The following is a 25,368-nucleotide window of genomic DNA, read 5'->3' as shown; positions in this document are numbered from 1 at the left end:
CCAGGCACGAGAAATCTGAAATCTTTTCAATGGGCCCGCGGGGGCAGGGATTCAGCGCTTCCCGCGGACCAGCCCCTTGAGGAGCCCGTAGGCTATCCTCGGGACGTTGCTCCAGACCGAGCCCGAGCGCCAATCAAGGTCGTTCTTGTCGGTGATGGTGCTGTCCATCATCCTGACCCCTTCCTCCTTGATGTCCCAGAGCTTGGAATCGCGCTCGGCCGGATCCTTGATCTCCATGATGCGGTCGATGCGGTGCATGATGTCCCTGGCCGTCTCGGTACGGGCGTTCCTGGCATCGGCCTCCTCCTTCGTTATCCTCCCGGACCGGCATTCGGCATCGGTCAGGACCACGGCGGCGTCGTAGGAAGCCTCTCCGATATCGTCGCGCGTCATGCAGTCCGTCTCGTAAGAGAGCACAAGCTTCCACGAGGGGCTGTCCAGCAGCTTCCTGTGGTCCTCCAGCGTCCTCGCGCGGAGCCTGTATCCCCATTTCTCCGGCTCCTCGAACGCCCGGCTCCCGGGATCGACGAACGGCGCGAAGGGGGAATCGTAGATGAACAGCCCGTCATCCTTCCCGACCAGCCCCCAGAGGTGCTCGGCGGCCTCGGCGGTCCCTATAGCGGACTCCCTGGTCTGATGGGGGAGGCCGGTCATGAAGAACAGGTCCAGCCGGGAGCAGCCCGAGGCGAAGGCCGCCGGGATCGTGCTGTCTATGGCGGCGTTGGTGTACCCCTTCCCCATGCCCAGGCGGACCGCCTCGTCGTACGAGTCGGGGGAGAACTCGATCGACCAGCCTCCGGGGAAGGACCTGTCGATCTCGCTGAAATGATCCCTGCCGGCCCCGCCGAACAGCTCGATGACCACATGGTTGTCGATATCCTCCTCCCTGACGGCCTTCAGGAAACGGGAACGGTAGTCCGGGCCCGCCTGACGGATGTCCCCCACGATGAATATCGGAGCCTTGAGGTAATCCGAGATGCCTGCCATGTCCTCCGCCAGCTTCTCCGGGCTGCGGAAGGCGGGATGATGCCGGCCGCACACCTTCTGGTTGGCATAGCGGGAGCCTCCGCATTCGGCGCACCCCACGGAGCATCCGCGGACAGTGAAAACGGACGTCAGGGGGACCTGCGCCCAGGTCCGCCAGGGCAGGGACCCGGCGATGTCCATGGTCCGCATCACGCCCTTTATCATGACCCCGTAGTCGAATATGACGCTGTCCAGGTCGTCCGGCACATAGGTGAGGCCGTTGTCGTGCACAGCGCCGCCCGCATCCTTCCATACGAGGTTCGGGACGGAGGAGAGGTCCTTCCCCTCGGACAGCGCCTCCATCATGCGGACGGTGGGCTCCTCGGTGGCGTCCCCGCGCATGACCAGGTCGACCTCCGGGCGCTCGATCAGCTCTTTCCAGAAGTACGAGGAGGTGAATCCTCCGAGCTCGGTCCGCGCATCCGGATGGTGCTTCTTGACCAGCTTGGCGAGCTCCAGCGCCCCGTGGGCATGGGGCATCCAATGGAGGTCGATGAAATAGACGTCGGCGTCGAGGCCGGCGATGCGCTTCTCCGCGTCGAACTTGGGATCGGAGAGCATCAGGTTGGCGATGTTGACGATCCTGGTCCTGAAGCCCGCTCTCTGCAGATGGGCCGAGATGGTCATGAACCCGATGGGGTACATCTCGAAGACGGGGGACGAGGGGATTACGTCGCTGACAGGCCCGTAGAATATCGGTTTCTTCCGGAAATCGTACACGCTCGGCGCGTGGAGCATCACGGCATCGTAATGTGCCAGATGCTCATCTCCCGTAGCGCCGGACACGTGCCTGGTACGACCTGATGGCCCTCATCAGGTCGATGCGCCTGAAACCCGGCCAATAGATGTCGGTGAAGTAGAGCTCCGAATAGGCCAGCTGCCAGAGGAGGAAGTTGGAGATCCTTATCTCCCCGCTGGTCCTCAGGATGAGGTCCGGGTCGGGGATGTCGGAGGTGTACAGGTGCTGAGACAGCATGTCCTCGTCGATGTCCTCGGGGGATATCTCGCCCGCCTGCACCTTCCTGGCTATGCTCTGGACGGCGCTGATGATCTCCTGCCTGCCGCCGTAGGCCAGGCATATGCTGAAGGTGAAATCGCTGAAGGCGGCGGTCTTCGATTCGCAGTACTCTATGGACTCCCTGACGGATTCCGGCAGGAGCTCGCGGTTGCCGAGGACGCGGATGCGGACGTGGTTCTTCACGATGCGCTCGTCGTCGGCGATCTCGCGGATGGAGTCCGCCGCCATGCCCATAAGGAACGACACCTCGTCCTCCCCGCGGGAGAAGTTCTCGGAGGAGAACGCGTACACCGTTATGTAGCGGATCTTGAGGTCGAGGCACCAGTCCAGGAGCTCGCGGATCTTGCGCTCGCCGGCCCTGTGGCCCTCATCTATGTCGTCGCCCAGGAACTCCTTGGCATACCTGCGGTTGCCGTCCATTATGATGCCGATGTGGTTCGGCATCGGGCCTCCCCTGATCTCCTCCTCCAGCTTCTTCTCGTAGGTGGAGTAGACCTGCTTGGTGACAATCTTCGGAACTTCCGTCCGCGTTCCCCCTCAGTGCACTATGTCCGGAAAATCCTCGGGGACCCCGGCGCATTCCGGCCCCAGGTCGGCGCAGCCGATGGCGGCCACGGCGCCGATGGTGCCGCCTTCGCCGGTGATGCTTATGATCTGCACCCCGTGCTTCTCCGCCATGGCGACCGCTTCGGAACGGTCGACGAGGACGGTCTTGCACCTCCATGCCCAGGAAGTCAGCTCCTTCGGGACCTCCAGCCCCTGGAACACCGTCATGACCGCGTCCTCGGAGACCGACTCTTTCTTCAGGAACCCGTAGCAGTACTCGATGAGCTTCTGGACCTCGTCCTCCCTGACGGCGAAGGACACCGCGGTGGAGCAGCAGTTGGTCGTCTTCGTGGGGGACCTGGGGTTGAGCTGGATGATCTTGTGCTCCATGAAGTGCCCCACGGGGGTGTTCACCGCCATCTTCAGCGCGGACGCCCATGTGGCCCCTTTCTCCTTGGTGTCGGTGTCGTCGACGCCTATGACGACGCGGACCAGCTTGGGGGTGATGATGTCGACGTGGGCGGTGTGGCCGCCCCCGATCTTGAAATCGTCCGGGTACTCGGTGCGGATGACGTCCTTGGACTGGGGCAGGCAGGCCCCGATGCCCACCGAGGCCCCGGCGATGCCGTACCAGGTGGTGCGGACCTCGTCCCCTTCGATCTTCACGGCGCGGAGCCCCTGGCCGCCGAGGTCGGCGGAGACAGGGCCGAACCTGAGGTCCTTCTCGCCGATCCCCACGTCCATGGTGATGACCGTGCCCTCCATGCGGATGTTCTCGATCATCCCGCCGGTGCGCCTGCGGTTGCAGACGTCCCATTCCCCCGGGCCGCGGGCCATGCAGGACTCGATGATCCTGGCCTTCCCTGCTTTCTCGTCCACTATGGTGAGGAAACCCCTGTTGAAGAGGGGACCGTATTTCGCTCTTACCTGATCTGGCGTGAGTACTGTAACCATCTCAATCAGTTCCTTCGTTATTTCCGGACGGCCCTTCGTCCGATGCCTTCAGGCATTCCGGCGGGACCCTGTCGCAAGTGCATACCGTGTCCGATGCCTTCCCGACCGGGAAGCCGGCGGCGGCGCATGCCGCGGGGTCGATCTCCAGCAGCAGCACCTTCCCTCCGCCCAGGCGGACCTTTCCGGCCGCCATCGCCTCTTCCGGGGTGGAGGACAGGTGCACCCTGGCCCTGCCGGTCGGCATGATCCCCGTCTCCAGGACTGCGGCCTCCTCCTCTTCGGACACCGGATAGTATAGGATGGGCGGGACGCCCTCGGACGGGAGCCTGAGGTCCACGTCGATCGTGTGCCCGTAGGTGGCCCTGATGCGGTCCCCCAGCACCTGGTAGCGCCCGCGAGGGTCGGTGGCGGCGATGGCCAGGAAATGCCTGCCGGTGAGCCAGCCCATGCGGCCCCCGCCCCTGGCGGCCGCGGCGATGTCGTCTGCCGACACATAGCCGTCGGGCGACATCTCCAGGCCGTACTTCCCGTGCCTGAGCACGGCCGCCATGAGCCTCCCGAGACGGTCCGTCTCGATATCGCTCAGGACCAGGCGGCCCTCGGCCCCGCAGACGGGGCAGGAGTCCCCGCGGAACGGGCCGTGCTCGCGGCACTCCGATATCATCGCCACTGCCCCTCCGCGGCCTTCACCGTGTTGGCCATCAGCATGCAGACGGTCATCGGGCCCACCCCGCCGGGAACCGGGGTGATGTACGATGCCTTCTCCTTCACGGCATCGAAATCGACATCGCCCACCAGCTTCGTGCCCTTGGGGGAAGACGGGTCAGGCACCCTGTTGGTGCCGACATCGATGACGACGGCGCCTTCCTTGACCATGTCCGCGGTTATGAAATTGGGCTTCCCGACGGCGCAGATGAGGATGTCCGCGCTCCTTGTCATCTCTCTAAGGCACTCGGAGCGGGAATGCAGCACGGTAACGGTGGAATTGGCGTAGTCCCTGTTCTGCATCAGGATGGCGGCCATCGGCTTGCCGACGATGTTGCTCCTGCCCACGATGACGACATGCTTCCCGCTGGTCTCGATCCCGCAGTGTATCAGCATCTGCTGGATGCCTCCGGCCGTCGCCGGCAGGAAATGGGGGTCTCCGATGAACATGTGGCCGACGTTGACCGGATGGAAGCAGTCGATGTCCTTGTCCGGGGAGATCGAATCGAGGACGTACCTCTCTTCGAACCCCGGGGGCAGGGGCAGCTGGACGAGGATGCCGTGCACCGAACGGTCGTCGTTCAGCTTCATGATGCGCCCCAGCACCTCCTCCTCGGAGGCAGATGACGGATAGGTGTAGTTGACCGCCCTGATGCCGAGCTCCTCGCACTTCCGGTTCTTCGTGCGCAGGTAGACCTTCGACGCGGGGTCGTCCCCGACGGCGATGAGCGCGATGGTCGGCTCGATCCCGCGGTTCTTGAGGGCTGCGATCCGGACACGGAGGTCCGCATAAATGCTCTCGGAAACCTCCTTCCCGAGGATCAGTTTGGCGGTCATCCCATCCGCCTATACGCGCGCCCGTTAAGAAGTTAGCGCAGGCACGCGCGCATGCCCGGCGGCAGGCCTGCCGGACGTTCGCATACCACGCTGTCATTCGGAGTCCGCGCCGTCCGAGGGGCCGGGGTTCATGTAGGCGTCCGAGGCCGCATCGGAAAGGGTTTCCGGCTCAGCGCCCGCATCCATCAGCGCGCGGAGGACTTCGGACACGAAGTCCAGCTCCTTCTGGGAATCCTCATCCGAACGGACGCCGGAAGCACGGGACTCACGTATGTGCCAGACATGGTCCGCGAGCACCAGGGTGCCGTCCTCCGGAACGCTCTTCGCCAGGAAGGAGTAGTCCTCCGGGGGGCGCTTGCCTTCATGCATCGCCCAGAAATACCCGGACATGGCCCCGCCCTCCGGTCCCGTGCCTTCTGTCACCGGGACCTCGGCAACATAGCCGGGGAGCGCGAACGGGAAGGACCCTGGCCCGGAGGCGTACATCGACGAATCGGTGAGTATCCCCGTCCCGGTGTCCCTCAGGAACGCCGCGACGGCCTTGGGCTGATGCATGTACGGGGCGCGGAACGCCGAGGGCGTCCTGCCCGTGACGTCCTTCACCGCATCGAACCCGTGCCTCACGGCGGCGGCCGCCTCCGCCCTCGGGATGCGGTGCGTCAGGTTCTCGTGGTCGTACCCGTGGATGCCCAGCTCGAAACGGTCCAGGCATCCCATCTCGTCCTTCAGGGCCTCGGCCGTGCGGCCCTCGCAGAAGAAGGCAGCCGGCATGCCGATGCTGTCGAGCATGTCGGCGTAGCGGGCCAGGGCCCATCCCGAGGACGAGAACCTCGGGGCGGTGCCCTCCCCCCGGTCGGCCGATCCCGCCTCGGTCTGCCCCGGGACCTCGATGTTCGCGTCGCGGTCGAGGTCCACGGTGAAGACGAGCTTCATCTCGCCTGCATCGAGGCGACCCTTTTGATGAGCATCCCCTCGATGTCCACCGGAGCGTACCTCATGGCCAGCTCCCTGCCGCGGGCGAGCTTCGCCTCGTTGTCGGCGTAAAGGCTGAAGAGCACCTCGCCCTTCTCCACCCTCTGGCCCTTCTTCTTGAGGATCAGCAGGCCGGCGCCCTTGTCGTTGGGGGCCCCGAGGGCCTTGGCCACGGCGACCAGGTCCTTGTTGTTGAGCGAGTGCACGTACCCGGCCTTGTCGGAGGCTATGTCAGCAGTGTACTTCCCGGGGACGAGGTCGTCGGCCTTCAGGTCGGGCCTGCCGCCCTGGGCCTGGACGATCTCCATGAACTTCTTGTGGGCCGCCCCGCTCCTGAGCAGCTCGGCCGCCTTCTCCTCCCCGTTCTGGAACCCTGCCATCTCCAGCAGGATGCCGGCGCATTCGCACGCCTTCTCGATGACGGACGAGGGATGCTCCGCGCCCTCCAGGATGCGTATGCACTCCCTGGCCTCCAGGTTGGGGCCGATGGCGGAGCCGACGGGCTGGTCGCCGTAGGTTATGGCGCACTCGATGTGCATGCCGAGCTTCTCCCCCAGGTCCATGAAGTCGCGGGCGTAGGCCCTCGCATCGTCCAGCGTCGGGACCTTGGTGCCGGCCCCTGTGGGTATGTCGACCAGGAGGTACTTCGCGCCGATGGCGAGCTTCTTGCTGAGTATGGATGCCAGCATCTGGGCGCGGGGGTTGATGCCCAGCGGATGCTCGACCTTGATGACGATGTCGTCCACGGGAGCGATGTTCATGGCCCCTCCCCATACGAACGCCCCGCCGACGGTCTCCCCGATCTCCTTGAGCTTCTCGGCGGACACCTCGATGTTGCAGAAGGTCTCCACGAAGTCGGATGTCCCGCAGGCGCTGCTGATGGCGCGGGATGATGTTTTGGGGATCATCAGTCCCGCCGCGGCGCAGATGGACACCACGATGGGGGTGATCTTGTTCCCGGGGACGCCTCCCATGCTGTGGAAGTCGTACACCGGGCCCTTGTCGAACCTGATGACGTCCCCGGTGTCCACCATGGCCCGCGCGAAGGCGGCGATCTCGTCGATGTCCATCCCGTTGATGTACAGGGCGGTGAGCCAGCTGGAGATCTCGATGTTGGAGAGGCTGCCCGAGTAGATGTCGTTGACCACCGCGCGGATCTCGGTCTCGCTGAGCTTCTGGCGGTCCATCTTCCGGCGTATGGTGCGCACGCTCTCCGGGCTGGGCGAATAGGACACGTCCACCTCGCCCCCGTCGGCGGCGCCGATGCGGGCGATGACCGAGGCCGAGAGGAGCACGGTCCCGGGGGAGATGAACTCGTCTGACACCATCAGGATGACCGCGATCGAGTCCTTGGGGCCGGAGATCCTCACGCGGTCCCCGTCCTTGACGCCGACGACCGCGCAGTCCTTGGGGTCCATGCCGGCGGCCATGACGCCGGCCATGACGTCGACCTGCTTGACCTTCAGCTTCATCTCGATCCCCACTTCGCAAGGGCTTCGCGGAGTTCTGCATGGTCCGCGGCGTATTCCGCCAGAGGCACGCCCGAGAAGGCCGCATCCACTGCCTGGCACATTGCGGCCGCACCGGCACGGACCCCTCCGGGATGGCCGGCCACGCCGCCTCCTGCCTGGATCTGCACCTCGTTCCCGGTGGCCGCGATCACATCCGGGACTATCCCGGGGAACATCCCGCCGGAGCAGACCGGCATGACCTTCCTGAACGGGAGCTCATCGCCCCTGCACGCCTCCAGGCTCTTCCTGCCGCCGGCGATGTCCCCTTCCATCTTCCCGACCCCGAGGGTCCCGATATGGAGGGCGTCCCCGCCGCACATCCTGACCAGTTCCGCGAAGACATTCATCGCCACCCCGTTGAGCGGGTCCTTGGTGATGGCCGCATGCATGGTCCGGTGGACGTGGATGGGCACCTTGATCTTGGGGTCCTCGGCGACCGCTTGCAGGGCTCCGAACCCGCTGGTCAGGACATCGACCATTATCTCCCTGGCGCCCCAGGACTGCACGTCCTCGGCCAGGCCGACGATGTCGTCCGCGTTGGAGCTGATGTTGATGGCGTGCATCATGTGCCCGCCTTCCTCATCGACCCTGTCCAGGGCCTCGGCGACCGCCTTGGTCCTGGCCTCGATCGGGCAGAAGGTCTGGTCGACGAGGGTCTCGTCGTCCTTGCCGTTGGTGAGCCCGCCGACCCCCGCTTCGTAGACGTATTTGGCGGTGTCCTCGGGCGACAGCCCGATCTTGGGCTTCACGATGGTGCCGACCAAGGGCTTCTCGGGCCTCTGCAGCATCTTCCTCATGCCCTCGCTCCCGAACTTCGGACCTTTGAAGTGCTCCTTCAGGAACTTCTGGGGGAACACGGCGTCCTCCAGCCTGATGCCCTTCACGGCCGCCAGCCCGAAGAGGTTGCCGGCGATCACCGAGAGGATCTGCGGGACGCCGCCGTACCTGCCGGAGAAATCATCCACGGGGAAGGCGATGACGATCCTGTCCCCCTCGATGGAGGTCACCCTGCCGGCGTATTTCTCGAAGACGTCGTCTTTGAGGGTGGACAGCCCCGTCCAAGTCCCGGTCGACTGCTCGGCGGCCACTGCTTCGGCCGCCTTCTCCATCGGGAGGTCCGTGGTCACACGGTAGGTCGCGAACACATACCCTTCGGGGTCGAGTTCGGCCCCGAGGTCGAGATAGCTGTAAGATTTGTAAGATTCCATTCTGGCACCTCTTTATTGATCGATCGTTTCGCCTCTGCCGGCATCGCTGCTTCCGCAGCGCCCCGCCCAGCTGTTCGGCCATGACACCGTACACCGAGCCGGGGGACATGATCCCTATCTCGGTGATGATGCTGTCTATGTACTTCGCAGGAGTGGTGTCGAACACCGGGTTGAAGACCTTCACTCCCTCGGGGATCTCCCCCGGGCGGACGATCTCCCCGATGTCCCTCTCCTCGATGGTCACAGCGTCGCCGAAGAGAGTCTTGGGCGAGAACTTGTAGGTCTCTGCGCACACGTTGAACTCCGCCCTCGCCTCGGCGGCCGCCATCGCCACCTGGGACGTGCCGATCTTGTTGATCAGCGTCCCGGACGAGGTGACGGTATCCGCGCCGACGAAGACGCGGTCGACCTTCTGCATCACGGTCCTGACCGCGCTGTCGATGATGAGGGTGACATCCTCCGCCCCTGCGTTCTTCAGGTCGCGGACGGTCAGGATCCCCTGCCTCCACGGGCGGGATTCCGTCGCGTACACCTTGACGTCCTTCCCCTGGCGGATGGCCTCGGCGATCACGCCTATGGCCGCGCTGCTGTTGCAGTGGGTCATCAGGACGTCGCCGTCCTTGATCCTCTTGGCGCCGAACTTGGCGATGGCCTCGACCGCCTTCTCGGAATCCTCGGCGAAGCGCCTCCCGTTGTCGATGACCGACTGCCGGGCGTCCGCGAGGTCGGATGCGGAATCGACGTCCCGGATGGTGGCGTGCACGCCGTTCCACAGCGAGACCGCCGTGGGCCTCGACCCCAGAAGGATATCGGCCGCTTTGGAGATGTCCTCCCTGAACGACCCCAGGTCGGGGCCCTGGTACGACTCCGCATAATCGGCCAGGGCATTGGCCCCGGCGCGGGCGATGCGCCCGGCTCCGCGGACGCGCATGCTCCGTATATCGTCCGCCGTGGCGGATATGATGTCTTTCACGCCCACCGTATCGGCCTAGGACGTAAATATAGGCTGGGAAACGCGCCTGCGGCCGCCTGTGCAGATGGTCCTGGCCGCAATTGCCCCTGGATGCAGTCATATTGTTTTTACGTGCGTCTTCCGATGCAGGCAGCATGGCAGAGAAGAACAAGCGCCTGCACATCAGAGGCGTCAAGCAGCCTTCCAAGAGACTGGAGGACGATGTGATAGGGCGCGCTAAGGACCTGGCCGACAACCCCGGGCTCCTCAGGCCCCTCTGCGCCGGGAACTGCAGGAAATGCGTCTTCGACAAGGTGTTCAAGGACATCGACAAATACGCGAAGTACCGCGGCGACGAGCAGGCGCTCATCAAGATGGCCTCTAAGGGCCTCGACAGCATGGCCAAGGCCTACGCCGGCACCATATCCGTCGCGGCCGCCGGGAAGGTCCCGCTTATGGCCACGGCCGTCATCGGCGGCCAGAGGGTGCCGTACGTGGTCAGGGGGACGGTGCCGGCCCCCCTGCTCATCGGGTGCCAGCACTACGACGACCCGAAGCTGAGGCTGCTCTATTACAACGGCCTGATCAAGAAGCAGGGCCTCCACCTCTACTCCTGGGGGGACAAGTCCGTCTGCTCCGATGCCCCCAACATGCCGGAGGACTACCTCTACGACACCTGGTGGGAGACCCCCTACAAATTCGACGGCGACGGGATCGACTGCGGCCATGAGGGCAACGTCTCGCTGAACATCGGCGTGAAGTCCTGCGGATGCACCATCCACATATGCTCGGACTGCGCCAAGGATGTCTCCACGCTCGCCTACATCGTGTCCAGGCTCTCCGCCGAGGACCCCCTGGACGACATCTCGGTCTGGGTCCAGAGCAAGTACCACTCTGAGGGCAGCGACGGGAAGCATGCCGTCACCGGCGACCAGCTGAAGCAGTACATGCTCGGCAAGACCACCGACCGGGCACTGATCGAATCCGTCCGGAGGAGCGACCTCTCCGACCTGGCGTCCAGCGGTTCGCTGACCCTCATCTCCGGGGACAGGAACTACGGCTCGGACCTGGACTCGTTCATCTCCGGCCTCTCCGGCACCGACGGGGAGAAGGAGCTCCTGAAGAGCTTCCTCTCCGGGAACCCCAGGTCCGTGGTCATCAAAAGCGGGAAGGCCTCCGAGGCGGTCGCCGGGCTCTGGAGCGCGGATTGGAAGGGCCTCATAGCGGCCGCCACCTCCGCCGAGTTCGCCGAGAGGTACTCGGAGATGCCCAGGCTGCCTGCGGCCGACGCCATCGCCGAGGCCCGCAGGGCGTTCATTTCCAAGGACGTCATCGAGGACCTGCCGGCCTTCCGCCGCCCCGGGCCGATGACCCAGGCGGCCGATTCCCTGGCCAAGGCGGCGAAGGTCGGGGGGCTGACGATGGTGGAGGAGACCGCGGCCGGGATCCCCATGAGGGATTCCAAGTCCAAGGGGCTGGCCGCCGGCTTCGCGCTCGCCTGCGGAGGCTCGGTGCCCCAGACGTTCTCCAAGGACGAGAAGGAGTTCGCCGAGTTCCTGGTGCCGTTCATAAAGCAGGTGATCGGGGCCTCCGGCGAGAAGTACCGCGAGGACATGAACACGCTGCTGATGGCGCTCAGCTGCGGCGAGAAGGTCTGAGCCGCGCCGATCGCCGGACGCGGACGTCGGCGACATAATGTGAGACCGACGGCGCGAACGACTTGACCTCGCGGATGCCGAGTACCTCGTACCCGTCCTCCCCGAAGACCTCCGAGAATATCCTGCGCACACGCTCCTCCTGGGAGCCTACCGGGAAGGTGTCATGGTAGTGGATGATGCACCCCGGCTTGGCCAGTTCTTTGGCCTTCGGCAGGAACTCCGAGGTCGTCTGCACATATCCCATGAGGATCCTGTCGGCGAAATGCGCCCCGGGTATGGCGCGGTTGTCCCCGAGCATGGGTATGACCGTGCCTTCCACGCCGTTGAGTTTGATGTTCTCGAGCAGGAAACGATAGGAGTCCGGGTTCTTCTCGCAGGCCAGGACGCAGCGGGCGCCGGCGAACCTGGCTATCGGGAGCGTGAAGTAGCCTATGCCGCAGAACATGTCCACGACCGTCTCCCCGGCGCAGTCCAGGCGCTCCATGCGGCGCCTCTCCTCCAGGTTCCCGGAGGCGAACATCACCTTGGTGACGTCGTAGCTGTACCTGATGCCGTTCTCGGTCTTGACGGACTCCCCGCCTTCCCCGTAAAGGAGGCGCATATCCGGCAGCCTGAACTCGCCGGAGACACCGGAGACGTCGGCAAGAACGGATCCGGCGCCCAGGGCCTCGGCGTAGGCCTTCCCGATCCTCTCCCCGTACTGGAACAGGCTGGGGCCCAGCTTGATCGTCACCGCCGAGCCTGCCCTCTCCCATTTCTCCGGCAGACGTGCCAGGTCGTAAGCGGGAAGATCGGACAGGGCCTCGCGGATCCTCTCCATGGGGGGACGCGATGCCTCGGAATAGGCGTCCCCGGAGAGGATCTCCAGCCCCATCGATTCCGCGTCGGCGAGCCTCCCCTCCTTGATAGGGACCAGCCTGAACCCCTGCCCTCCCGTGATGCGGGCGCCTGGGTCCGCGATGCCCGAAGAGAACAGCCTGGGTATGATGTCGGAGGCCCTGTCCGAGGGGACCTTCGCCTGGAGGACCTTCCTCATAGCTTTCCCCTGAGCCTGATCTTCAGGAACCCGGACTTGACGCCTTTCTCCGCCAGGATGGGGCGGACGATGGCGCTCGGGTCGTCGAAATCGATCATGCCCAGCTTTTCGCGGATGGCCGGGGTGTCGAACAGCTGCCCGACGAGGTTCATCTCCGCGTCGGAGAACTTCAGGAAGTACTTCCTCATCCTCTCGCCGCGGGAGAGCTCGCGGGACAGCTCCTTCCTCCAGCCTGCCTCGTAGAGGGACATGACTGAGGCCGAGAACAGCCCGATCCCGTACGCCCTATCGACCGCATCCCTGACGTACGGCGCGGCCCTGAAGATGGGGTTGAGCCCTCCGCCGGAGACGGGCTTGACCTGCCCGGCGGCATCGCCGATGAGCATGATCCTGTCCGCATGGCTGGTCTTCCTGCCGATGGGGATGCATCCGCCGTAGCGGGCGATGATCCTGCGGTCCTCCATGCCGGAGATCTTCATGAGGTGCCTGAGGTAATCCGGCGCCGAACCCTGCGCGGATATGCAGAGACCCAGACGGGTGGTGTCGCCCATGGGGATCTGCCACGAGAAGAACCCGGGGGCGACCTCGCTGCCCATCCTGAGGACTATCCTGTTCTGGTCCTCCATGCGGTATTCGATATCGTACTGCGCCCCGGTCAGGAGCTCCCTGGGCTCATTGCCGGGGATGGAGTCCGATACCACGGAGCGGAAGCCGTCGGCCCCCACCACGATGTCGGAGCGCATGTCCCCCTGGTTGGTCTGCACCAGGGCGTAATCGCGGGATACCTCCACCTTCCGGCACTTGATCCCGTACCTGAACTCGGCGCCGGAATCCATGGCCCTCTCGGCCATCCTGCGGTCGAGGTCGGCACGGTCGACGAAATACACCATGGGCGCCCGGCGCCCGATGGAAAGAACTTTCCCGTTGGGGAATACGACGTCCGCGGAGTTCGCGGACCCCAGGATGTCGGGGCTGACCCCGGACATCCTGACCGTCTCCGGGGAGAGCATCCCGGCGCAATGCACCGGTTTCCCGCTCTCCCTGTGCTCCTCGATCACCGTGACATCGCGGCCGGATGCCGCGAGGTACATGGCGGACATGGACCCTGCAGGTCCCCCGCCGACGACGGTGATCCCTGACATGGCACCTCACTGGGAGGGTCCGTTTACCTTCTCGTAGTCGGCCTTGAACTTGGCGATGCCCTCGTCGGTCTTGGGGTGGGCCACCATCTTCTTGAGGATGTCGTAGGGGATGGTGGCGATGTCGCATCCCATCTCCGCCGCATCGAGGACGTGGGTCGGATGCCTGATGGAGGCGGCGATGATCTCGGTGTCGTAGCCATACTGGTGGATGATCTGCACGGTCTCCGAGAGCATGTCCACTCCGTGGGCCCCGATGTCGTCCAGCCTCCCGATGAAGGGGGACACGTACCTGGCGCCGGCCTTGGCGGCCATGAGCGCCTGCAGGGGGTCGAAAATCAGGGTCATGTTGACATCGATGCCCTCCTCGGACAGCGCTTTGGTGGCTTTGAGGGACTCGATGCACATGGGCAGCTTGACGTTCACGTTGGAGGCGATGGCGTGGAGCTTCTCGCCCTCCTTGATCATGCCCTCGTGGTCGACGGCCATGACCTCGGCGGATACGGGGCGGTCGCCGAGGATCTTGGCGATCTCCTTCACGCGGGTCGGGGTATCGGTGTTCTCCTTGGCAACGAGGCTGGGGTTGGTGGTAACTCCGTCGAGTATCCCCCAGCTGTTGATCTCTTTGATCATATCGAGGTTCGCGGTGTCTATGAAGATCTTCATGGTATCACTTCTTCTTGGAAACGGCCTTCACGGCGGCATCGGCGATGCCGTCGGCGGTCAGGCCGTACTTGACCAGCAGTTCGTCGGCTTCCCCGGACTCTCCGAAGATGTCCTTGGTGCCCACCCTGCAGACCGGCACAGGCAGGTTCTCCGAGAGGAACTCGCACACGGCGGAGCCTAGCCCGCCGATGATGCTGTGCTCCTCCGCGGTGACGGCCGCGCCGGTCTTGCGGACGGACCTGAGCAGGGTCTCGCCGTCCAGGGGCTTGACCGTGGACATGTTGATGACCTCTGCCGAGACCCCGGAAGCGGCGAGCTTGTCGGCCGCCTCCAGAGCGGAGACGACCAGCTGCCCGCAGGCGACGATGGTGACGTCGGAGCCCTCCCTCATGACGGAAGCCTTCCCGATCTCGAAGGTCTGGCCTGCGGGGGTTATGACCGGGAATTTCGAGCGTCCCATCCTCATGTAGGCGGGACCCTTGAAGTCTGCAAGTGCCAGAGTGGCCGCGTAGGCCTCGTTGGCATCGGCGGGGACGACCACCGTCATGTTGGGAAGGGCGCGCATCAGGACTATGTCCTCCAGGGCCTGATGGGTCGCCCCGTCGGGGCCCACGGAGAGCCCGCAGTGGGTGGCAACGACCTTGACGTTGAGGCAGGGGTAGGCCACGGCCATCCTGATCTGCTCCCAGCATCTCCCGCTGGCGAAGACCCCGAAGGTGGAGGCGAAGACGGTCTTCCCGGAGACCGCCAGGCCCGCCGCGACGCCGATCATGTTGGCCTCGGCGATGCCTACCTCCACGAACCTTTCGGGAGCGACGGCCTTGAAGGACGAGGTCTTGGTGGAGCCGGCGAGGTCGGCGTCCATGACCACGATGTCGGGCCTGGACGGCGCCAGGTCCGCAAGCGCCTTGCCGTAGTAATCGCGCTGTGCCAGACGCTCTCCGGTCATTGCGCCTCACCCCTGAGCTCCTTCATGGCCTGTGCATACTGCTCGGGCGTGCAGGTCTTGCCGTGGAAGTCGGCGTTGTTCTCCATGAACGAGACCCCTTTCCCTTTGATGGTCTTCATGATGACGACCGTCGGGTTCTTCTTCGATGCGGCGGCCTTCTCGCAGGCGTCTATGATCTGCCTCATGTCGTTGCCGTCGATTATTATGACGTTCCATCCGAAAGCGCGGAACTTCTCCGGGAGCGGGTCCAGGGGCATGACCTCCTCGGTGTTCCCGCAGATCTGCAGGCGGTTCCTGTCGACGAAGGCGGTGAGGTTGTTCAGCCCGTATTTGCGGGCGAACATGGCAGCCTCCCAGTTCTGGCCCTCCTGGAGCTCCCCGTCGCCGAGGAGGCAGTAAGTCCGGTAGTCCTTGCCGTCCATCTTGGCGGCGAGGGCGATGCCGCAGGCCATGCTCAGCCCCTGGCCGAGGGACCCGGTGGTCACCTCTACGCCCGGGACATCGCGGTATGCGGGATGGCCCTGGAGCCTGGATCCCAGCCGGCGGAGGGTCTTGAGCTCCTCGACGGGGAAGTACCCCCTCTCGGCAAGCGCCGAGTACAGGGCGGGAGCAGCATGGCCCTTGGAGAGAATGAAACGGTCCCTGCCGTCCGCGTAGGGGTCGGCGGGATCGATCTTCATGATGCGGAAGTACAATGCGGCCAGGAGATCGGCCGAGGAGAGCGATCCCCCCGGGTGCCCGGAACCCGCGGCCGTCGTCATCTCGATGATGTCTATACGGATGCGCCTGGCAACGTCCTCGAGGTCTGCTACGGACATCGCCATGCTATCACTCGCTCTCTATCCTCGGGGCAAGGAGGTACAGCACGTCGGCGGTCCCCTCGGCCAGCTTGAAAAGGAGCTCCATAGGGTAATCGTTGTCGAGTTTGATCGTGACTATCGTTCCGGCAGGTATGACCTTGACGATGTTGGAGAAGTAATCGAGAGGATACTTGGAAACGACCTTGCTCTCGCATTTCAGCCCGTCGAGGTCGCTCTTGGGTATGTAGAGGTCGGCCATATCGGTGTCCCCCTCGCATGCCAGCCTGAACCCGTCGGGAGATGCCTCCAGCGAGATGTGGTCGGAGATCGATTCAGAAGCGCTGATGCCTTTCTTGAGGCTGTCGACCTTGAGGGTCACGTCAGCAGAGGTGTTGATCTCGGGGATCTTGGGGTTGCTCATGGAGGCGGTGTCGACCAGGCTCATGCGCCTGGTGATGTTGCCGATCCTGAAGATGAGCCTTCCCTGGTCGGGATCGTGCTCGAGGAACACCATGTCGCCGGGGCCCGCCAGTTTCAGGACGGACTTCACCTTGTCGAGGTCGAGGCCGATCTCGGACTCGTCGGCGGAGAACGAGAGGAAGGCCCTGCTGCTGACCGTTATCTCCGACATGGCGACGTGCGCCGGGTCGATCGCTTTGAGCGTCACCGAGTCGGGCCTGATGGAGAACTTCACCTCGTCCACCAGGGTCGAGATGACGTAAACAATGCCTTTCAGAGTCTCTGATTTGATCTCCGCTTTGAACATCCTATCTCACCTTGTACCTGAGGCTGTGGAGGAAAGATCAGCTGTACTCTCTCCACGTGTGGTTGCACTTGCAGCAGCGGTAGAACCTGGTGGGGGACTCATCCGCCGCCCTGGTCTGCCTGATGACATAGTATGCCTCGGTGTGACCGCACTCAGGGCAGGTGATGCGGGTCTTCGGGAGGGTGGCATCTGTGTCGCTGATGACGGTCATCTCCTTGTCCTGGGAGTTGGTCTTGTAGACCTGTGCTTTGCCGGCGGTCTCCTCTTCGTATCCGCAGGTGCACTTGTACTTTCCATCCTTGGGGAACATCATCGAGCCGCATTTAGGGCAGAACAAACTTATCAGCCTCTATCGCCCGACCCTAAGTGGTGCCGATATTTAATATTATTAAGGGGGCGCTGGGACCCGATGACGGAGGGGCGCGGCGGAACCTGGATATGCCGTTCAATCGGATCCGCGGCGGGCGGATTTGCTCTCCGACAGGGCCTTTTCCCTTTTCATAATGGCTTTGAACGGACTCTCCCCCGATGCCTCGGGAGCCTCCGCTACGGTATCGGTGGTGATGCCGTCGGCGCGGCGTTCCTTATCGCGGCGATCTTCTGTTCCGTCCATGAAAAAATGCTCCGTAAGGAGTTTGCCGGGGGGCCGGACACCGGCCCCCTCGGCCGCTCTCAGTTCTTCTTCGCAGCGGTCTTGCGCTTGGGCTTCTTGGAGGCCTTGATGTTCGCCTTGACGGCCTCATCGATCACGGTCGCCTGCGCTTCTCCGTCGGTGATGTCCGAAGCGGCGAAGTGGAAGACAGTCCAGCCTTCCCTTGCGAGAGGCTCGTCCTTCGAGGTCACAGGCTCATCGCCGTCGATGAAGACGGCGACCTTGCCCTTGACGAAGGCCACGGGGATCTTGTACTTCCCGTAGTCGCGCCTGCACCTGAGGCCCTTGTTCCAGGAAGCCCTGCGGACGAAGGTCTCGGGGGTCTCGGGCTCGATGCCGAGCGCACTGAGGGCGGCATCCTTGTCGAATCCCTCCTCTTCCTCGGCAGGCTCCTCGAACGTCTGGGGCTGCTCGGGGACGGCCGCCGGGGCGGCGGCCTGGGCCGGAGTGTAGGCCGGAGCGGACATCGCGCTGATGGAGATGGTCGGTGCCGGGGCAGGGGCCGCTTCCTTGGCGTTCTCCGCGTTCTCGATCCTGACCTTCAGCTCAGCGTTCTCCTCCTGGAGGGCCTCGATCCTCTTCTCGGCATCGTATGCCCTCTGCTCGGCCACCATCCTGACCTGCTCGTTCTCCTTGGCGTTGGCCTCGGCATTGGCCTGATACTTCCTGGCCTCCTCGAGCTGGGCCTTCAGATCGTCGGCGGCCTTCACAGGCGCCGCCTTGGCCTCGTCGAGCTCCTGCCTGAGCTTCCCGTTCTCCGCGTTCACGACAGCGAGCTGCTCCAGGGCATGCTGGTACTGAGCAGCAGAGTCCGAAGCCTTCTGCTCGGCATCCGCCTTGGCCTGTTCGTTCTCCTTGGCATTCGACTCAGCAGCGGCCTGGTTCTTCCTGGCCTCTTCGAGGTCCTGCGCGAGCTTCTCATTCTCCGCCTTAGCGGATGCAAGCTGCTCCTGGGCGCTCTGGTACTGAGCAGCGGAGTCGGAGGCCTTCTGCTCGGCGTCGGCCTTGGCCTGCTCGTTCTCCCTGCTGACCTTCTCAATCTCCTGCTTCAGCGCCTCATCCTCGGCGAGGACGGCGTCCAGCTTCTCCTGGACAGCCTGGTACTGAGCAGCGGAGTCGGAGGCCTTCTGCTCGGCGTCGGCCTTGGCCTGCTCGTTCTCCTTGGCAGCGGCTTCAGCGGCGGCCTGGTTCTTCCTGGCCTCCTCGACCTGGTGCTTGAGCATCTCGTTGTCGGCCAGAGCGACGGAAAGGCGTTCCTGGGCGCTCTGGTACTGGGCGGCAGTGTCCGAGACCTTCTGCTCGCTGTTCTTCGCGTTGGCTTCGGCAGCTGCCTGGTTCCTCTTGGCCTCTTCGAGCTGGGCCTTGAGCACCTCCGCTTCCTCGGCCTGACCGGCGGCCTTCTGGGCCTCCTCGAGCTCCTGCTTCAGCTTCTCATTCTCCGCCTTCGCGGCCGCGAGCTGCTCCTGGGAGTTCTGATACTGGGCAGAGAGGTCGAAGGCCTTCTGCTCGGCGGCCATCCTGGTCTGCTCGTTCTCCTTGGCGTTGTCCTCGGCGGCGGCCTGGTACCTCTTGGCGTCGTCGAGCTGGATCTTGAGGTTGTCTGCGACAGCGGCTCCCTCAGCGGCCTTCTTGGCCTCCTCGAGCTCCTGCTTCAGCTTCTCATTCTCAGCCGTAGCGGCGTCCAGCTGTTCCTGGGCGCTCTGGTACTTGGTGGAAGCTTCGAACGCTTTCTGCTCGGCGGCCATCCTGGTCTGCTCGTTCTCCTTGGCATTGTCCTCTGCGGCGGCCTGGTACTTCCTGGCCTCCTCGAGCTGCGCCTTCAGAGCGTCCGCGTCCTCGGCCTGACCGGCGGCCTTCTGGGCCTCTTCAAGGTCCTGCTTCAGCTTCTCGTTCTCGGCCATGGCAGCGTCCAGCTTCTCCTGGGCGCTCTGGTACTGAGCAGAGGCATCGAAGGCCTTCTGCTCGGCGGCCATCCTGGTCTGCTCATTGTCCTTGGCATTGGCCTCGGCCGCCGCCTGGTACTTCTTGGCCTCCTCGAGCTGAGCCTTCAGGGCGGCCCCGTCCTCCGCCTTGCCGGCGGCGGCCTCGGCCTGCTTCCTGAGCCCCTCGTTCTCGGAGACCGCGGCATCCAGTTTCGCCTGGACGTCCTGGCACTTAGCGGATGCATAAAGTGCCTTCTGCTCGTTCTCCTTGGCATTGGTCTCGGCCTCGGCCTGTTCCTTCCTGGCCTCTCTGAGCTCCTGCCTGAGCTTCTCGTTCTCGGCCTTCAGGTCCGCGATCTGATTCCCGGCCTCTTCGTCGGCGGCTGCCTTCTGCTCAGCCTGCTTCTCGGCCTTCTCATCGGCCGCGGCGATCTCTGCCTTCAGATCCTCGATCTGCTTCTCTGCCTGCTCGTTCTCGGCCGCAGCCTGGTCTGCCGCGGCGGTCTTGGCGGCGATCTGGTCCCTGAGCTCCGCGTTCTCGCGCTCGAGCTCCGCAATCCTGGCGATGTTCTGGGCCTTCCTGTCCTCCTCTTCCTGGGCAGCTTTGGCCGCGGCCTCTTCCTCGGCCTTCTTGCGGGCCTCTTCCTCAGCGGCCTTGGCAGCCGCAGCTTCAGCCTCGGCCTGCTTCCTGGCCTCTTCTTCCTGGGCAGCCTTCGCGGCGGCCTCCTCATCGGCCTTCTGCTTGGCCTCGGCCTCCTCGGCAGCCTTGACGGCCGCTGCCCTCTGGGCGGCGGCGTCCTCATTGGCCTTCACGGCATCGGCGATGACAGCCTTCTGCTTGGCCTCCTTCTCCTCGGCGGCCTTGGAAGCGATGTCCTCGGCGGATGCGGCGGGAGCGGCCGCCTCGACGGCGACTGCCTCCTCGGCCTCGGCCTGTCCCTGGTCCTCGGTCGCGAAGGCGACGCTGGTGAGGGTCCTCTCGATGATGAGGGTGAAGATGCCGATGAACACCATATAGAGGGCGGAGAACCCGAGGAGCATCAGATCGGAATCGAAAGCGAACAGCGGGAACTTGTAGCCAAAGATGTCCATGTGGTCCCCGTTGAAGTCGTTGCCGAGGAAGGCCACGGATGCAACGACCATGAGGATGAAGATGATGGAAGCGACCCATCTCTTGTAGTATGCGAAGTAGGCAAGGGCCACGACGGTGGCGACGATGAGGATCATCCTCACGAAGAACTCGACCTTGTCTCCCATCTCGATGGTGCCGTACGCGGTCGCCAGGATGAGCGCTCCCAGGCAGGCCACGAAGAAATTGGCGGCCGAGATGAAACCTCTATTCTCGCGTACGCCGCCGTACACGCCGACGAAGCCGGCGATGAGGGCTATCGCGCCTGCGAATATGCCGTAAATCTCGTAGTCGTCATAGAAGTCGGCCGCTGCGACCGACGAAACCTGCATATCGTCCAGTTCTGCAAGGGCGATTGCCAGAATGAATATCAGCCCGGCAAGGATGGAAAGCCATGCCGCGCCTTTTGTGCACCCGTTCATACCCAGACAGTACAATCGAGACTTATAATGGTTTCATCAAAAAGACCGGGGGAGGGACGGTCCCGGAGCGCCCGTCCATCCCCCTTTCCGACGTCTGGCTATTGTATCCCGCGAAGTGCTGGCATATTCCGTCATCTGGCACTTATCGATTCCAGCCAGACGTGCCTCATGCCCGCCCTGGCGGAAGCCGCTGCGACAGAGTCCCGCGCGCGCGTTTCCTATTCCTTAGATAAATATAGGATAAGCCGATAACCGAACTGTATCGGCGCCGGCCATGGCGCCGTGTGAGAGACCGGAAGGCCTCCGTCATGCGCTCATCCCGAGCGCTTCACATATCACGGTAGAAGTGTTAACATGAAAATGAAATTCAACTTCCTGGGAGGCGCCAACATCGTCGGCCGCATGGCCATGACGATGGAAGGCGACGGCAAGAGGATGCTTATGGAGTGCGGGGTCAGCCCGACCAAGCCTCCCGAGTACCCTCTCCCCGTCGAGGGCAAGATCGACCATATGTTCCTGACCCACAGCCATCTCGACCACTGCGGATACGTTCCCGCGGTCTGCGGAAAGAACAACTGCGAACTGTTCACCACTCCCCTCTCTGCGGAGATCTCGGAGCTGATGATGTACGACAGCCTGAAGATCGCCAAGGCCGAGGGATATCCGGCTCCCTACACTCAGAAGGACATCGAGGTCACCATGGACCATGTCGTCCCCCTGACGTTCGAGGACACCATCGAGCTGGGCAACATCGACGTTACCCTCCACTCGGCGGGACATGTGCCCGGAGCGGCCATGTTCGAGTTCCAGGGCGACAGCAGCATGCTCTACACCGGCGACATCCACACCGAGGACCAGAAGCTCGTCCTCGGGGCCAGGCCCAGGGACTGCAAGACCCTCTTCATCGAGGGAACCTACGCAGGCAGGAACCACCCCCCGAAAGAGGAGACCATCAGCAAGTTCATCGCCAAGATCGACGAAGTCATCGACAGGGGAGGCATCGTCATCATCCCCTGCTTCGCCGTCGGAAGGACCCAGGAGATCATGCTGCTCCTGAAGAACCTCGGATACGAGATGTGGGTCGACGGGATGGGCAGGTCCGTCACCAACCTGTTCCTCGACTACCCCGAGTACATCAGGAACGCCAAGTCGCTCAAGGCCGCCAAGAGGACCTTCAACGAGATCAGGACGAGCTCCGACAGGAAGAAGGCCGTCAAAGGCCCCATAATCGTCACCACCGGCGGCATGCTCGACGGCGGGCCCGTCCTCACCTACCTGAGGACCCTGAAGGACGACCCCAAGAACGCCATCCTGCTCGTCGGATACCAGGCCGACGACACCAACGGCAGGATGCTCATGGACAAAGGCTGCATCGACCTCGACGGCGAGATCGTCAAGGTGGCCTGCGAGGTCCAGAAGTTCGACTTCTCGGCGCATGCCGGCCACGATCAGATCGTCCAGTTCATCAGGGACTGCGACCCGGAGACCGTGGTGTTCATGCACTCCGAGAACAGGGAGCTCTTCCTGCCCGACCTCGAGGACGATTACAAGATCATCCTCCCGATGCCCAACGAGCCCTTCGAGCTCGACATCTGAGGCCCGAAACACCTTTCCCGCCTTTCCGGGCGGGATTTCCCCTTGTTTTTTGTCGTCCGGGGCAATCATAATAACAGTGCTGCCTGATGTTTACCCATGAAGGGAGCGATCGCAGCAATCGTGATCATCGCGGTACTGATCGGCGCGGGATGGTGGATACATGAGAACGTCCTCGCCGAAGACCCGAACGACCTGCCCCCTGGGCTGGACGGCAAGAGCCTCGTCTTCGATGTCGAAGGCGAGGAGAAGACCAACACGTACTCCGTCTCGGTCGAAGGCACTCAGAAACTGACCTACTTGGCCTACGTTGAGGACAGGGAAGATTACCTCATGGAGAGGGTCAGCGAGTTCACGAAGACCGTCCTGAGCGACGGGTCCTCGGGCGGAGGCTCCGGCAGCGCCGATCCGGAGACGACGACGGATAGATTCTGGAACAAGGACGGCAGCCGCACCTGGGCCAACTTCAATTTCCGCAACATCTTCGACGGCAAGAGCCCCACCTCCAAAGTGAGCCTGGAGACCGAGAGCTTCGGCACCGTCGAGACGAACCTCTACCAAACGGTGTACGATCAGGACGGGGCCAAGATCGTGGAGAAGAGATGGGTTGGGACCGGCGACGACCGCTGGATCATATACAGGATCACGGTCGAGAGCACGCTCAGCCAGCTGACCGCCGCCCCTGAGATCGATTACACCTACACCCTCAGCAGATGGACCGAGGACGGGACCGCGGAGAAACCGACCGTGACCGTGGTCACCGAGGACGGCATTGAAGTTACCGGGAGCGGGACGTACGGTTTCGGCGAGAAGGTCACGCTGACCGCATCCGCCTCTGGGAAGGGTTTCGGCGGATGGTACGACCTCTCCACCATGGAACAGCTGGGGGCGGGGACCTCGTGCTCGTTCACCGCGATCGGCGATGTGACGATAGCCGCCGTGGATTCGGAAGACGAGACGGTCACCGAAGAGACCCACAATTTCAGTGTCAGCGGCATCAGCCCTGAGAACTGGCGCATGTACGGGCCCGACGGAGGCATCGAGAGGGAGATAAACAGCACCCTTGCCTCTTGGAACTACACGTTCATCGACGGCGGGACGCACATACTGGTGGTCTCGGGGACCGGAGCGGACGGCAGCCCGGCGACGTTCGTCCTGAAGATAAACGCCGACATCAGCCTGCTGAAGACATTCGCGTGGAAATTTGACGGCACCGGCTACGAGTACAGCCTCTCGATCAAGCGGGCCGACTATGACCACTTCCGGGACCTCACCGCGCCCTCCGACAGGCGCAACAGAGGGAATTCGAGCGACGTGAACTTCGCTGTCACGGCAGATACCGCCGATGATTCATACCTGAAGACGCTCGCCGATTACTTCGCGGACAAGACCGAGGGATGGAGCGGCCAGAAGACCGCCGGTTTCGTCCTGGCATTCGTCCAGTACATAGAGTACAAGTACGATTCGGACTCGGTCGGTTACGATGAGTACTGGAAATACCCGCTGGAGACCCTGTTCGACCAGAACGGGGACTGCGAGGATACAACTATCCTGTACTGCGCTATCATGCGCGAAATGGGATACGATACAGCGATGATCATCATGCCCGGGCACATGGCGGCCGGAGTGAGCGTGGAATGGGAGATGAACTACACCGGGAGCAAGAACTCGATCGCGGACATCCATTACGTCGAGCTCGGCGGAGTGAAGTACTACTACGGCGAGACCACCGGGACAGGATGGCATATCGGAGAGGTGCCGTCCTCCACCGGCCTCGATAAGCTGGATGAAAAGGACATTACCGTCTACGCGGTGAAGGGCCTGGAGGAGGCGGCACCGTGAGAGCGCCCGACCTGAGGCCCTTCCTGGAAGAGGACGTCGGGGACGGCGACGTCACCTCCCAGGTGTTCCTCCCTCCGGGGAACGGGAAGGCGATCATCACCTGCGAATCGGATTCGGTCGTGGCCGGCCTGGAGGAGGCCGCCGGGATCTTCTCCATCATGGGAGTGAAATGCAGGACGTTCGTGAAGGACGGCGACAGGGTGAGCGGGGGGACCGTCGTCATGATGTGCGAAGGCGACCTGCGCGCCCTCATGACCTGCGAACGCACGGCGCTCAACTTCCTGATGCGGATGAGCGGCATCGCCGAGATGACCTACGAGATCTCGGCCAAGGTCCACGAGAAGGACCCGGGCCTCATGATCGCCGGCACCAGGAAGACCACCCCCGGGTTCCGCTACTTCGAGAAGAAGGCCGTCGCCCTGGGAGGCGGATGGCCTCACAGGATGGGGCTCTGGGACATGGCGATGGTCAAGGACAACCACATCGCCGCATGCGGAGGCATCGACGCAGCCCTCGCCAGGATGAAGGACGTTCCGAAGGGCATCCCGGTCGAGATCGAGGTCCTGGACCTCGAAGAAGGGCTGAAGGCCGCAGGCAGCGGGGCCGCCATCATCATGGCGGACCATTTCCCGCCCGAGGAATGCAGGAATCTCCGCGAGGCGGTTCGCAGGATCGATCCGAGCATAAAGATAGAGGCGTCCGGGAACATCACGGCCGATACTGCGGCGGATTACGCCGGATGCGCGGACATCGTCTCGATAGGTGCGCTCACCCATTCGCCGAAAGCGACGCATTTCTCCATGGACATCGAGTGAAAGCCGTTTCTATCTGCGGCGCATATCTCCCCGCATATGCTAGACTTCAGCCAGTACAAGTGCGAGTTCTGCGGCAAGACCTGCACCCAGGTGGTCTTCGCGGCCTTCGTCTGCGATGACCCAGCATGCGTGGAGAAGGCCTACAATGCCAGGGGCGGCCCGGGAGGGCACATGAAGAGGCGCGCTCCCATCACGCCCGTGGTCGTCGAAGCGGCCGAGAAGGCCGAAAAGAAGGAATGACGGCGGGGGC

Annotated in this window: 22 protein-coding genes and 1 pseudogene; 5 read left to right on the top strand and 18 right to left on the bottom strand. The window is 63.5% G+C overall.

Features of this window, described 5'->3' with window-relative positions; all coding sequences use genetic code 11:
* Positions 1 to 51: 51 nt before the first annotated feature.
* The 9 genes and pseudogenes from O8W32_05970 to O8W32_05930 all read right to left on the bottom strand — a co-directional run bounded on the left by O8W32_05970 (position 52) and on the right by O8W32_05930 (position 9,708).
* Complete coding sequence (locus tag O8W32_05970; protein ID WII08717.1) at positions 52 to 1,812, bottom strand: TIGR04190 family B12-binding domain/radical SAM domain protein; 1,761 nt, start codon at positions 1,810 to 1,812, stop codon at positions 52 to 54.
* The gene (gene uppS, locus O8W32_05965; GenBank protein WII08716.1) at positions 1,790 to 2,488 is read right to left on the bottom strand and encodes a polyprenyl diphosphate synthase; all 699 of its coding nucleotides are present in this window, start codon (positions 2,486 to 2,488) and stop codon (positions 1,790 to 1,792) included. Before uppS ends, O8W32_05970 begins: the two co-directional genes overlap by 23 nt.
* Positions 2,489 to 2,581: 93 nt before the next feature.
* On the bottom strand, positions 2,582 to 3,544 hold the full coding sequence (locus O8W32_05960; GenBank protein ID WII08715.1) for a DUF1743 domain-containing protein: 963 nt from the start codon (positions 3,542 to 3,544) through the stop codon (positions 2,582 to 2,584).
* A gap of 1 nt (position 3,545) precedes the next feature.
* Positions 3,546 to 4,208 (bottom strand): RNA 2'-phosphotransferase, encoded by a 663-nt coding sequence (locus O8W32_05955; GenBank protein WII10048.1) that lies wholly within the window; start codon positions 4,206 to 4,208, stop codon positions 3,546 to 3,548.
* Positions 4,205 to 5,086 (bottom strand): bifunctional 5,10-methylene-tetrahydrofolate dehydrogenase/5,10-methylene-tetrahydrofolate cyclohydrolase, encoded by an 882-nt coding sequence (locus O8W32_05950; GenBank protein WII08714.1) that lies wholly within the window; start codon positions 5,084 to 5,086, stop codon positions 4,205 to 4,207. The genes O8W32_05955 and O8W32_05950 overlap by 4 nt, the downstream gene beginning before the upstream one ends.
* Positions 5,087 to 5,179: 93 nt before the next feature.
* The gene (locus tag O8W32_05945; protein ID WII08713.1) at positions 5,180 to 6,019 is read right to left on the bottom strand and encodes a polysaccharide deacetylase family protein; all 840 of its coding nucleotides are present in this window, start codon (positions 6,017 to 6,019) and stop codon (positions 5,180 to 5,182) included.
* Positions 6,016 to 7,542 carry an AMP phosphorylase gene (locus O8W32_05940; GenBank protein ID WII08712.1) on the bottom strand — a complete coding sequence of 509 codons (1,527 nt, stop codon included), beginning with the start codon at positions 7,540 to 7,542 and terminating at the stop codon, positions 6,016 to 6,018. The genes O8W32_05945 and O8W32_05940 overlap by 4 nt, the downstream gene beginning before the upstream one ends.
* On the bottom strand, positions 7,527 to 8,777 hold the full coding sequence (locus tag O8W32_05935) for a RuBisCO large subunit C-terminal-like domain-containing protein (protein ID WII08711.1): 1,251 nt from the start codon (positions 8,775 to 8,777) through the stop codon (positions 7,527 to 7,529). The genes O8W32_05940 and O8W32_05935 overlap by 16 nt, the downstream gene beginning before the upstream one ends.
* Before the next feature lie 124 nt (positions 8,778 to 8,901).
* Positions 8,902 to 9,708 (bottom strand): annotated as a pseudogene (locus O8W32_05930) (ribose 1,5-bisphosphate isomerase).
* Between the two features lie 176 nt (positions 9,709 to 9,884).
* Between O8W32_05930 and O8W32_05925 the strand changes: the two are divergent.
* Entirely contained in the window at positions 9,885 to 11,387 is a 1,503-nt protein-coding gene (locus O8W32_05925) for a hypothetical protein (protein ID WII08710.1), read from the top strand.
* On the opposite strand, the gene O8W32_05920 is transcribed toward O8W32_05925, so the two are convergent.
* The 9 genes from O8W32_05920 to O8W32_05880 all read right to left on the bottom strand — a co-directional run bounded on the left by O8W32_05920 (position 11,365) and on the right by O8W32_05880 (position 20,868).
* A complete protein-coding gene (locus O8W32_05920) occupies positions 11,365 to 12,423 on the bottom strand; it encodes a class I SAM-dependent methyltransferase family protein (protein WII08709.1) in 1,059 nt (352 codons plus the stop codon). The two genes, O8W32_05925 and O8W32_05920, sit on opposite strands and share 23 nt — an antisense overlap.
* Positions 12,420 to 13,565 carry an NAD(P)/FAD-dependent oxidoreductase gene (locus tag O8W32_05915; GenBank protein ID WII08708.1) on the bottom strand — a complete coding sequence of 382 codons (1,146 nt, stop codon included), beginning with the start codon at positions 13,563 to 13,565 and terminating at the stop codon, positions 12,420 to 12,422. Before O8W32_05915 ends, O8W32_05920 begins: the two co-directional genes overlap by 4 nt.
* A 6-nt stretch (positions 13,566 to 13,571) precedes the next feature.
* On the bottom strand, positions 13,572 to 14,228 hold the full coding sequence (gene fsa, locus O8W32_05910) for a fructose-6-phosphate aldolase (GenBank protein WII08707.1): 657 nt from the start codon (positions 14,226 to 14,228) through the stop codon (positions 13,572 to 13,574).
* 4 nt (positions 14,229 to 14,232) lie between these two features.
* Positions 14,233 to 15,177 carry a transketolase family protein gene (locus O8W32_05905; protein WII08706.1) on the bottom strand — a complete coding sequence of 315 codons (945 nt, stop codon included), beginning with the start codon at positions 15,175 to 15,177 and terminating at the stop codon, positions 14,233 to 14,235.
* Positions 15,174 to 16,001 (bottom strand): transketolase, encoded by an 828-nt coding sequence (locus O8W32_05900; GenBank protein ID WII08705.1) that lies wholly within the window; start codon positions 15,999 to 16,001, stop codon positions 15,174 to 15,176. Before O8W32_05900 ends, O8W32_05905 begins: the two co-directional genes overlap by 4 nt.
* Positions 16,002 to 16,005: 4 nt before the next feature.
* Positions 16,006 to 16,743 (bottom strand): DNA polymerase sliding clamp, encoded by a 738-nt coding sequence (locus tag O8W32_05895; protein ID WII08704.1) that lies wholly within the window; start codon positions 16,741 to 16,743, stop codon positions 16,006 to 16,008.
* A gap of 37 nt (positions 16,744 to 16,780) precedes the next feature.
* Positions 16,781 to 17,053: a transcription factor S gene (locus O8W32_05890; protein ID WII08703.1), complete on the bottom strand. Its 273-nt coding sequence runs from the start codon at positions 17,051 to 17,053 to the stop codon at positions 16,781 to 16,783.
* Between the two features lie 135 nt (positions 17,054 to 17,188).
* Positions 17,189 to 17,356 (bottom strand): hypothetical protein, encoded by a 168-nt coding sequence (locus O8W32_05885; protein WII08702.1) that lies wholly within the window; start codon positions 17,354 to 17,356, stop codon positions 17,189 to 17,191.
* A gap of 59 nt (positions 17,357 to 17,415) precedes the next feature.
* Positions 17,416 to 20,868 (bottom strand): hypothetical protein, encoded by a 3,453-nt coding sequence (locus tag O8W32_05880; GenBank protein ID WII08701.1) that lies wholly within the window; start codon positions 20,866 to 20,868, stop codon positions 17,416 to 17,418.
* A gap of 354 nt (positions 20,869 to 21,222) precedes the next feature.
* On the opposite strand from O8W32_05880, the gene O8W32_05875 reads away from it, so the two are divergent.
* The 4 genes from O8W32_05875 to O8W32_05860 all read left to right on the top strand — a co-directional run bounded on the left by O8W32_05875 (position 21,223) and on the right by O8W32_05860 (position 25,358).
* Positions 21,223 to 22,464, top strand: coding sequence for an MBL fold metallo-hydrolase (locus O8W32_05875; protein ID WII08700.1), 1,242 nt, complete (start codon positions 21,223 to 21,225; stop codon positions 22,462 to 22,464).
* A 96-nt stretch (positions 22,465 to 22,560) separates the two neighbouring features.
* Entirely contained in the window at positions 22,561 to 24,303 is a 1,743-nt protein-coding gene (locus O8W32_05870) for a hypothetical protein (protein ID WII08699.1), read from the top strand.
* The gene (nadC, locus tag O8W32_05865; GenBank protein WII08698.1) at positions 24,300 to 25,118 is read left to right on the top strand and encodes a carboxylating nicotinate-nucleotide diphosphorylase; all 819 of its coding nucleotides are present in this window, start codon (positions 24,300 to 24,302) and stop codon (positions 25,116 to 25,118) included. The genes O8W32_05870 and nadC overlap by 4 nt, the downstream gene beginning before the upstream one ends.
* 36 nt (positions 25,119 to 25,154) lie before the next feature.
* On the top strand, positions 25,155 to 25,358 hold the full coding sequence (locus O8W32_05860) for a hypothetical protein (GenBank protein WII08697.1): 204 nt from the start codon (positions 25,155 to 25,157) through the stop codon (positions 25,356 to 25,358).
* The last annotated feature ends 10 nt before the right edge of the window (positions 25,359 to 25,368 follow it).

It is taken from the genome of Methanomassiliicoccales archaeon LGM-DZ1 (assembly GCA_030168595.1).
Taxonomy (GTDB): domain Archaea; phylum Thermoplasmatota; class Thermoplasmata; order Methanomassiliicoccales; family Methanomethylophilaceae; genus Methanomethylophilus.
Note: the sequence above shows the minus strand (reverse complement) of the source record. Positions and strands in the feature narration are given on the sequence as shown.

Excerpts from the sequence above, each read along its gene's own strand:
- uppS (WII08716.1), bottom strand. The coding sequence starts at position 2,488 with ATGCCGAACCACATCGGCATCATAATGGACGGCAACCGCAGGTATGCC.
- O8W32_05960 (WII08715.1), bottom strand. The coding sequence starts at position 3,544 with ATGGTTACAGTACTCACGCCAGATCAGGTAAGAGCGAAATACGGTCCC.
- O8W32_05955 (WII10048.1), bottom strand. The coding sequence starts at position 4,208 with ATGATATCGGAGTGCCGCGAGCACGGCCCGTTCCGCGGGGACTCCTGC.
- O8W32_05950 (WII08714.1), bottom strand. The coding sequence starts at position 5,086 with ATGACCGCCAAACTGATCCTCGGGAAGGAGGTTTCCGAGAGCATTTAT.
- O8W32_05945 (WII08713.1), bottom strand. The coding sequence starts at position 6,019 with ATGAAGCTCGTCTTCACCGTGGACCTCGACCGCGACGCGAACATCGAG.
- O8W32_05935 (WII08711.1), bottom strand. The coding sequence starts at position 8,777 with ATGGAATCTTACAAATCTTACAGCTATCTCGACCTCGGGGCCGAACTC.
- O8W32_05925 (WII08710.1), top strand. The coding sequence starts at position 9,885 with ATGGCAGAGAAGAACAAGCGCCTGCACATCAGAGGCGTCAAGCAGCCT.
- O8W32_05920 (WII08709.1), bottom strand. The coding sequence starts at position 12,423 with ATGAGGAAGGTCCTCCAGGCGAAGGTCCCCTCGGACAGGGCCTCCGAC.
- O8W32_05915 (WII08708.1), bottom strand. The coding sequence starts at position 13,565 with ATGTCAGGGATCACCGTCGTCGGCGGGGGACCTGCAGGGTCCATGTCC.
- fsa (WII08707.1), bottom strand. The coding sequence starts at position 14,228 with ATGAAGATCTTCATAGACACCGCGAACCTCGATATGATCAAAGAGATC.
- O8W32_05905 (WII08706.1), bottom strand. The coding sequence starts at position 15,177 with ATGACCGGAGAGCGTCTGGCACAGCGCGATTACTACGGCAAGGCGCTT.
- O8W32_05900 (WII08705.1), bottom strand. The coding sequence starts at position 16,001 with ATGGCGATGTCCGTAGCAGACCTCGAGGACGTTGCCAGGCGCATCCGT.
- O8W32_05895 (WII08704.1), bottom strand. The coding sequence starts at position 16,743 with ATGTTCAAAGCGGAGATCAAATCAGAGACTCTGAAAGGCATTGTTTAC.
- O8W32_05890 (WII08703.1), bottom strand. The coding sequence starts at position 17,053 with ATGTTCCCCAAGGATGGAAAGTACAAGTGCACCTGCGGATACGAAGAG.
- O8W32_05885 (WII08702.1), bottom strand. The coding sequence starts at position 17,356 with ATGGACGGAACAGAAGATCGCCGCGATAAGGAACGCCGCGCCGACGGC.
- O8W32_05880 (WII08701.1), bottom strand. The coding sequence starts at position 20,868 with ATGAACGGGTGCACAAAAGGCGCGGCATGGCTTTCCATCCTTGCCGGG.
- O8W32_05875 (WII08700.1), top strand. The coding sequence starts at position 21,223 with ATGAAAATGAAATTCAACTTCCTGGGAGGCGCCAACATCGTCGGCCGC.
- O8W32_05870 (WII08699.1), top strand. The coding sequence starts at position 22,561 with ATGAAGGGAGCGATCGCAGCAATCGTGATCATCGCGGTACTGATCGGC.
- O8W32_05860 (WII08697.1), top strand. The coding sequence starts at position 25,155 with ATGCTAGACTTCAGCCAGTACAAGTGCGAGTTCTGCGGCAAGACCTGC.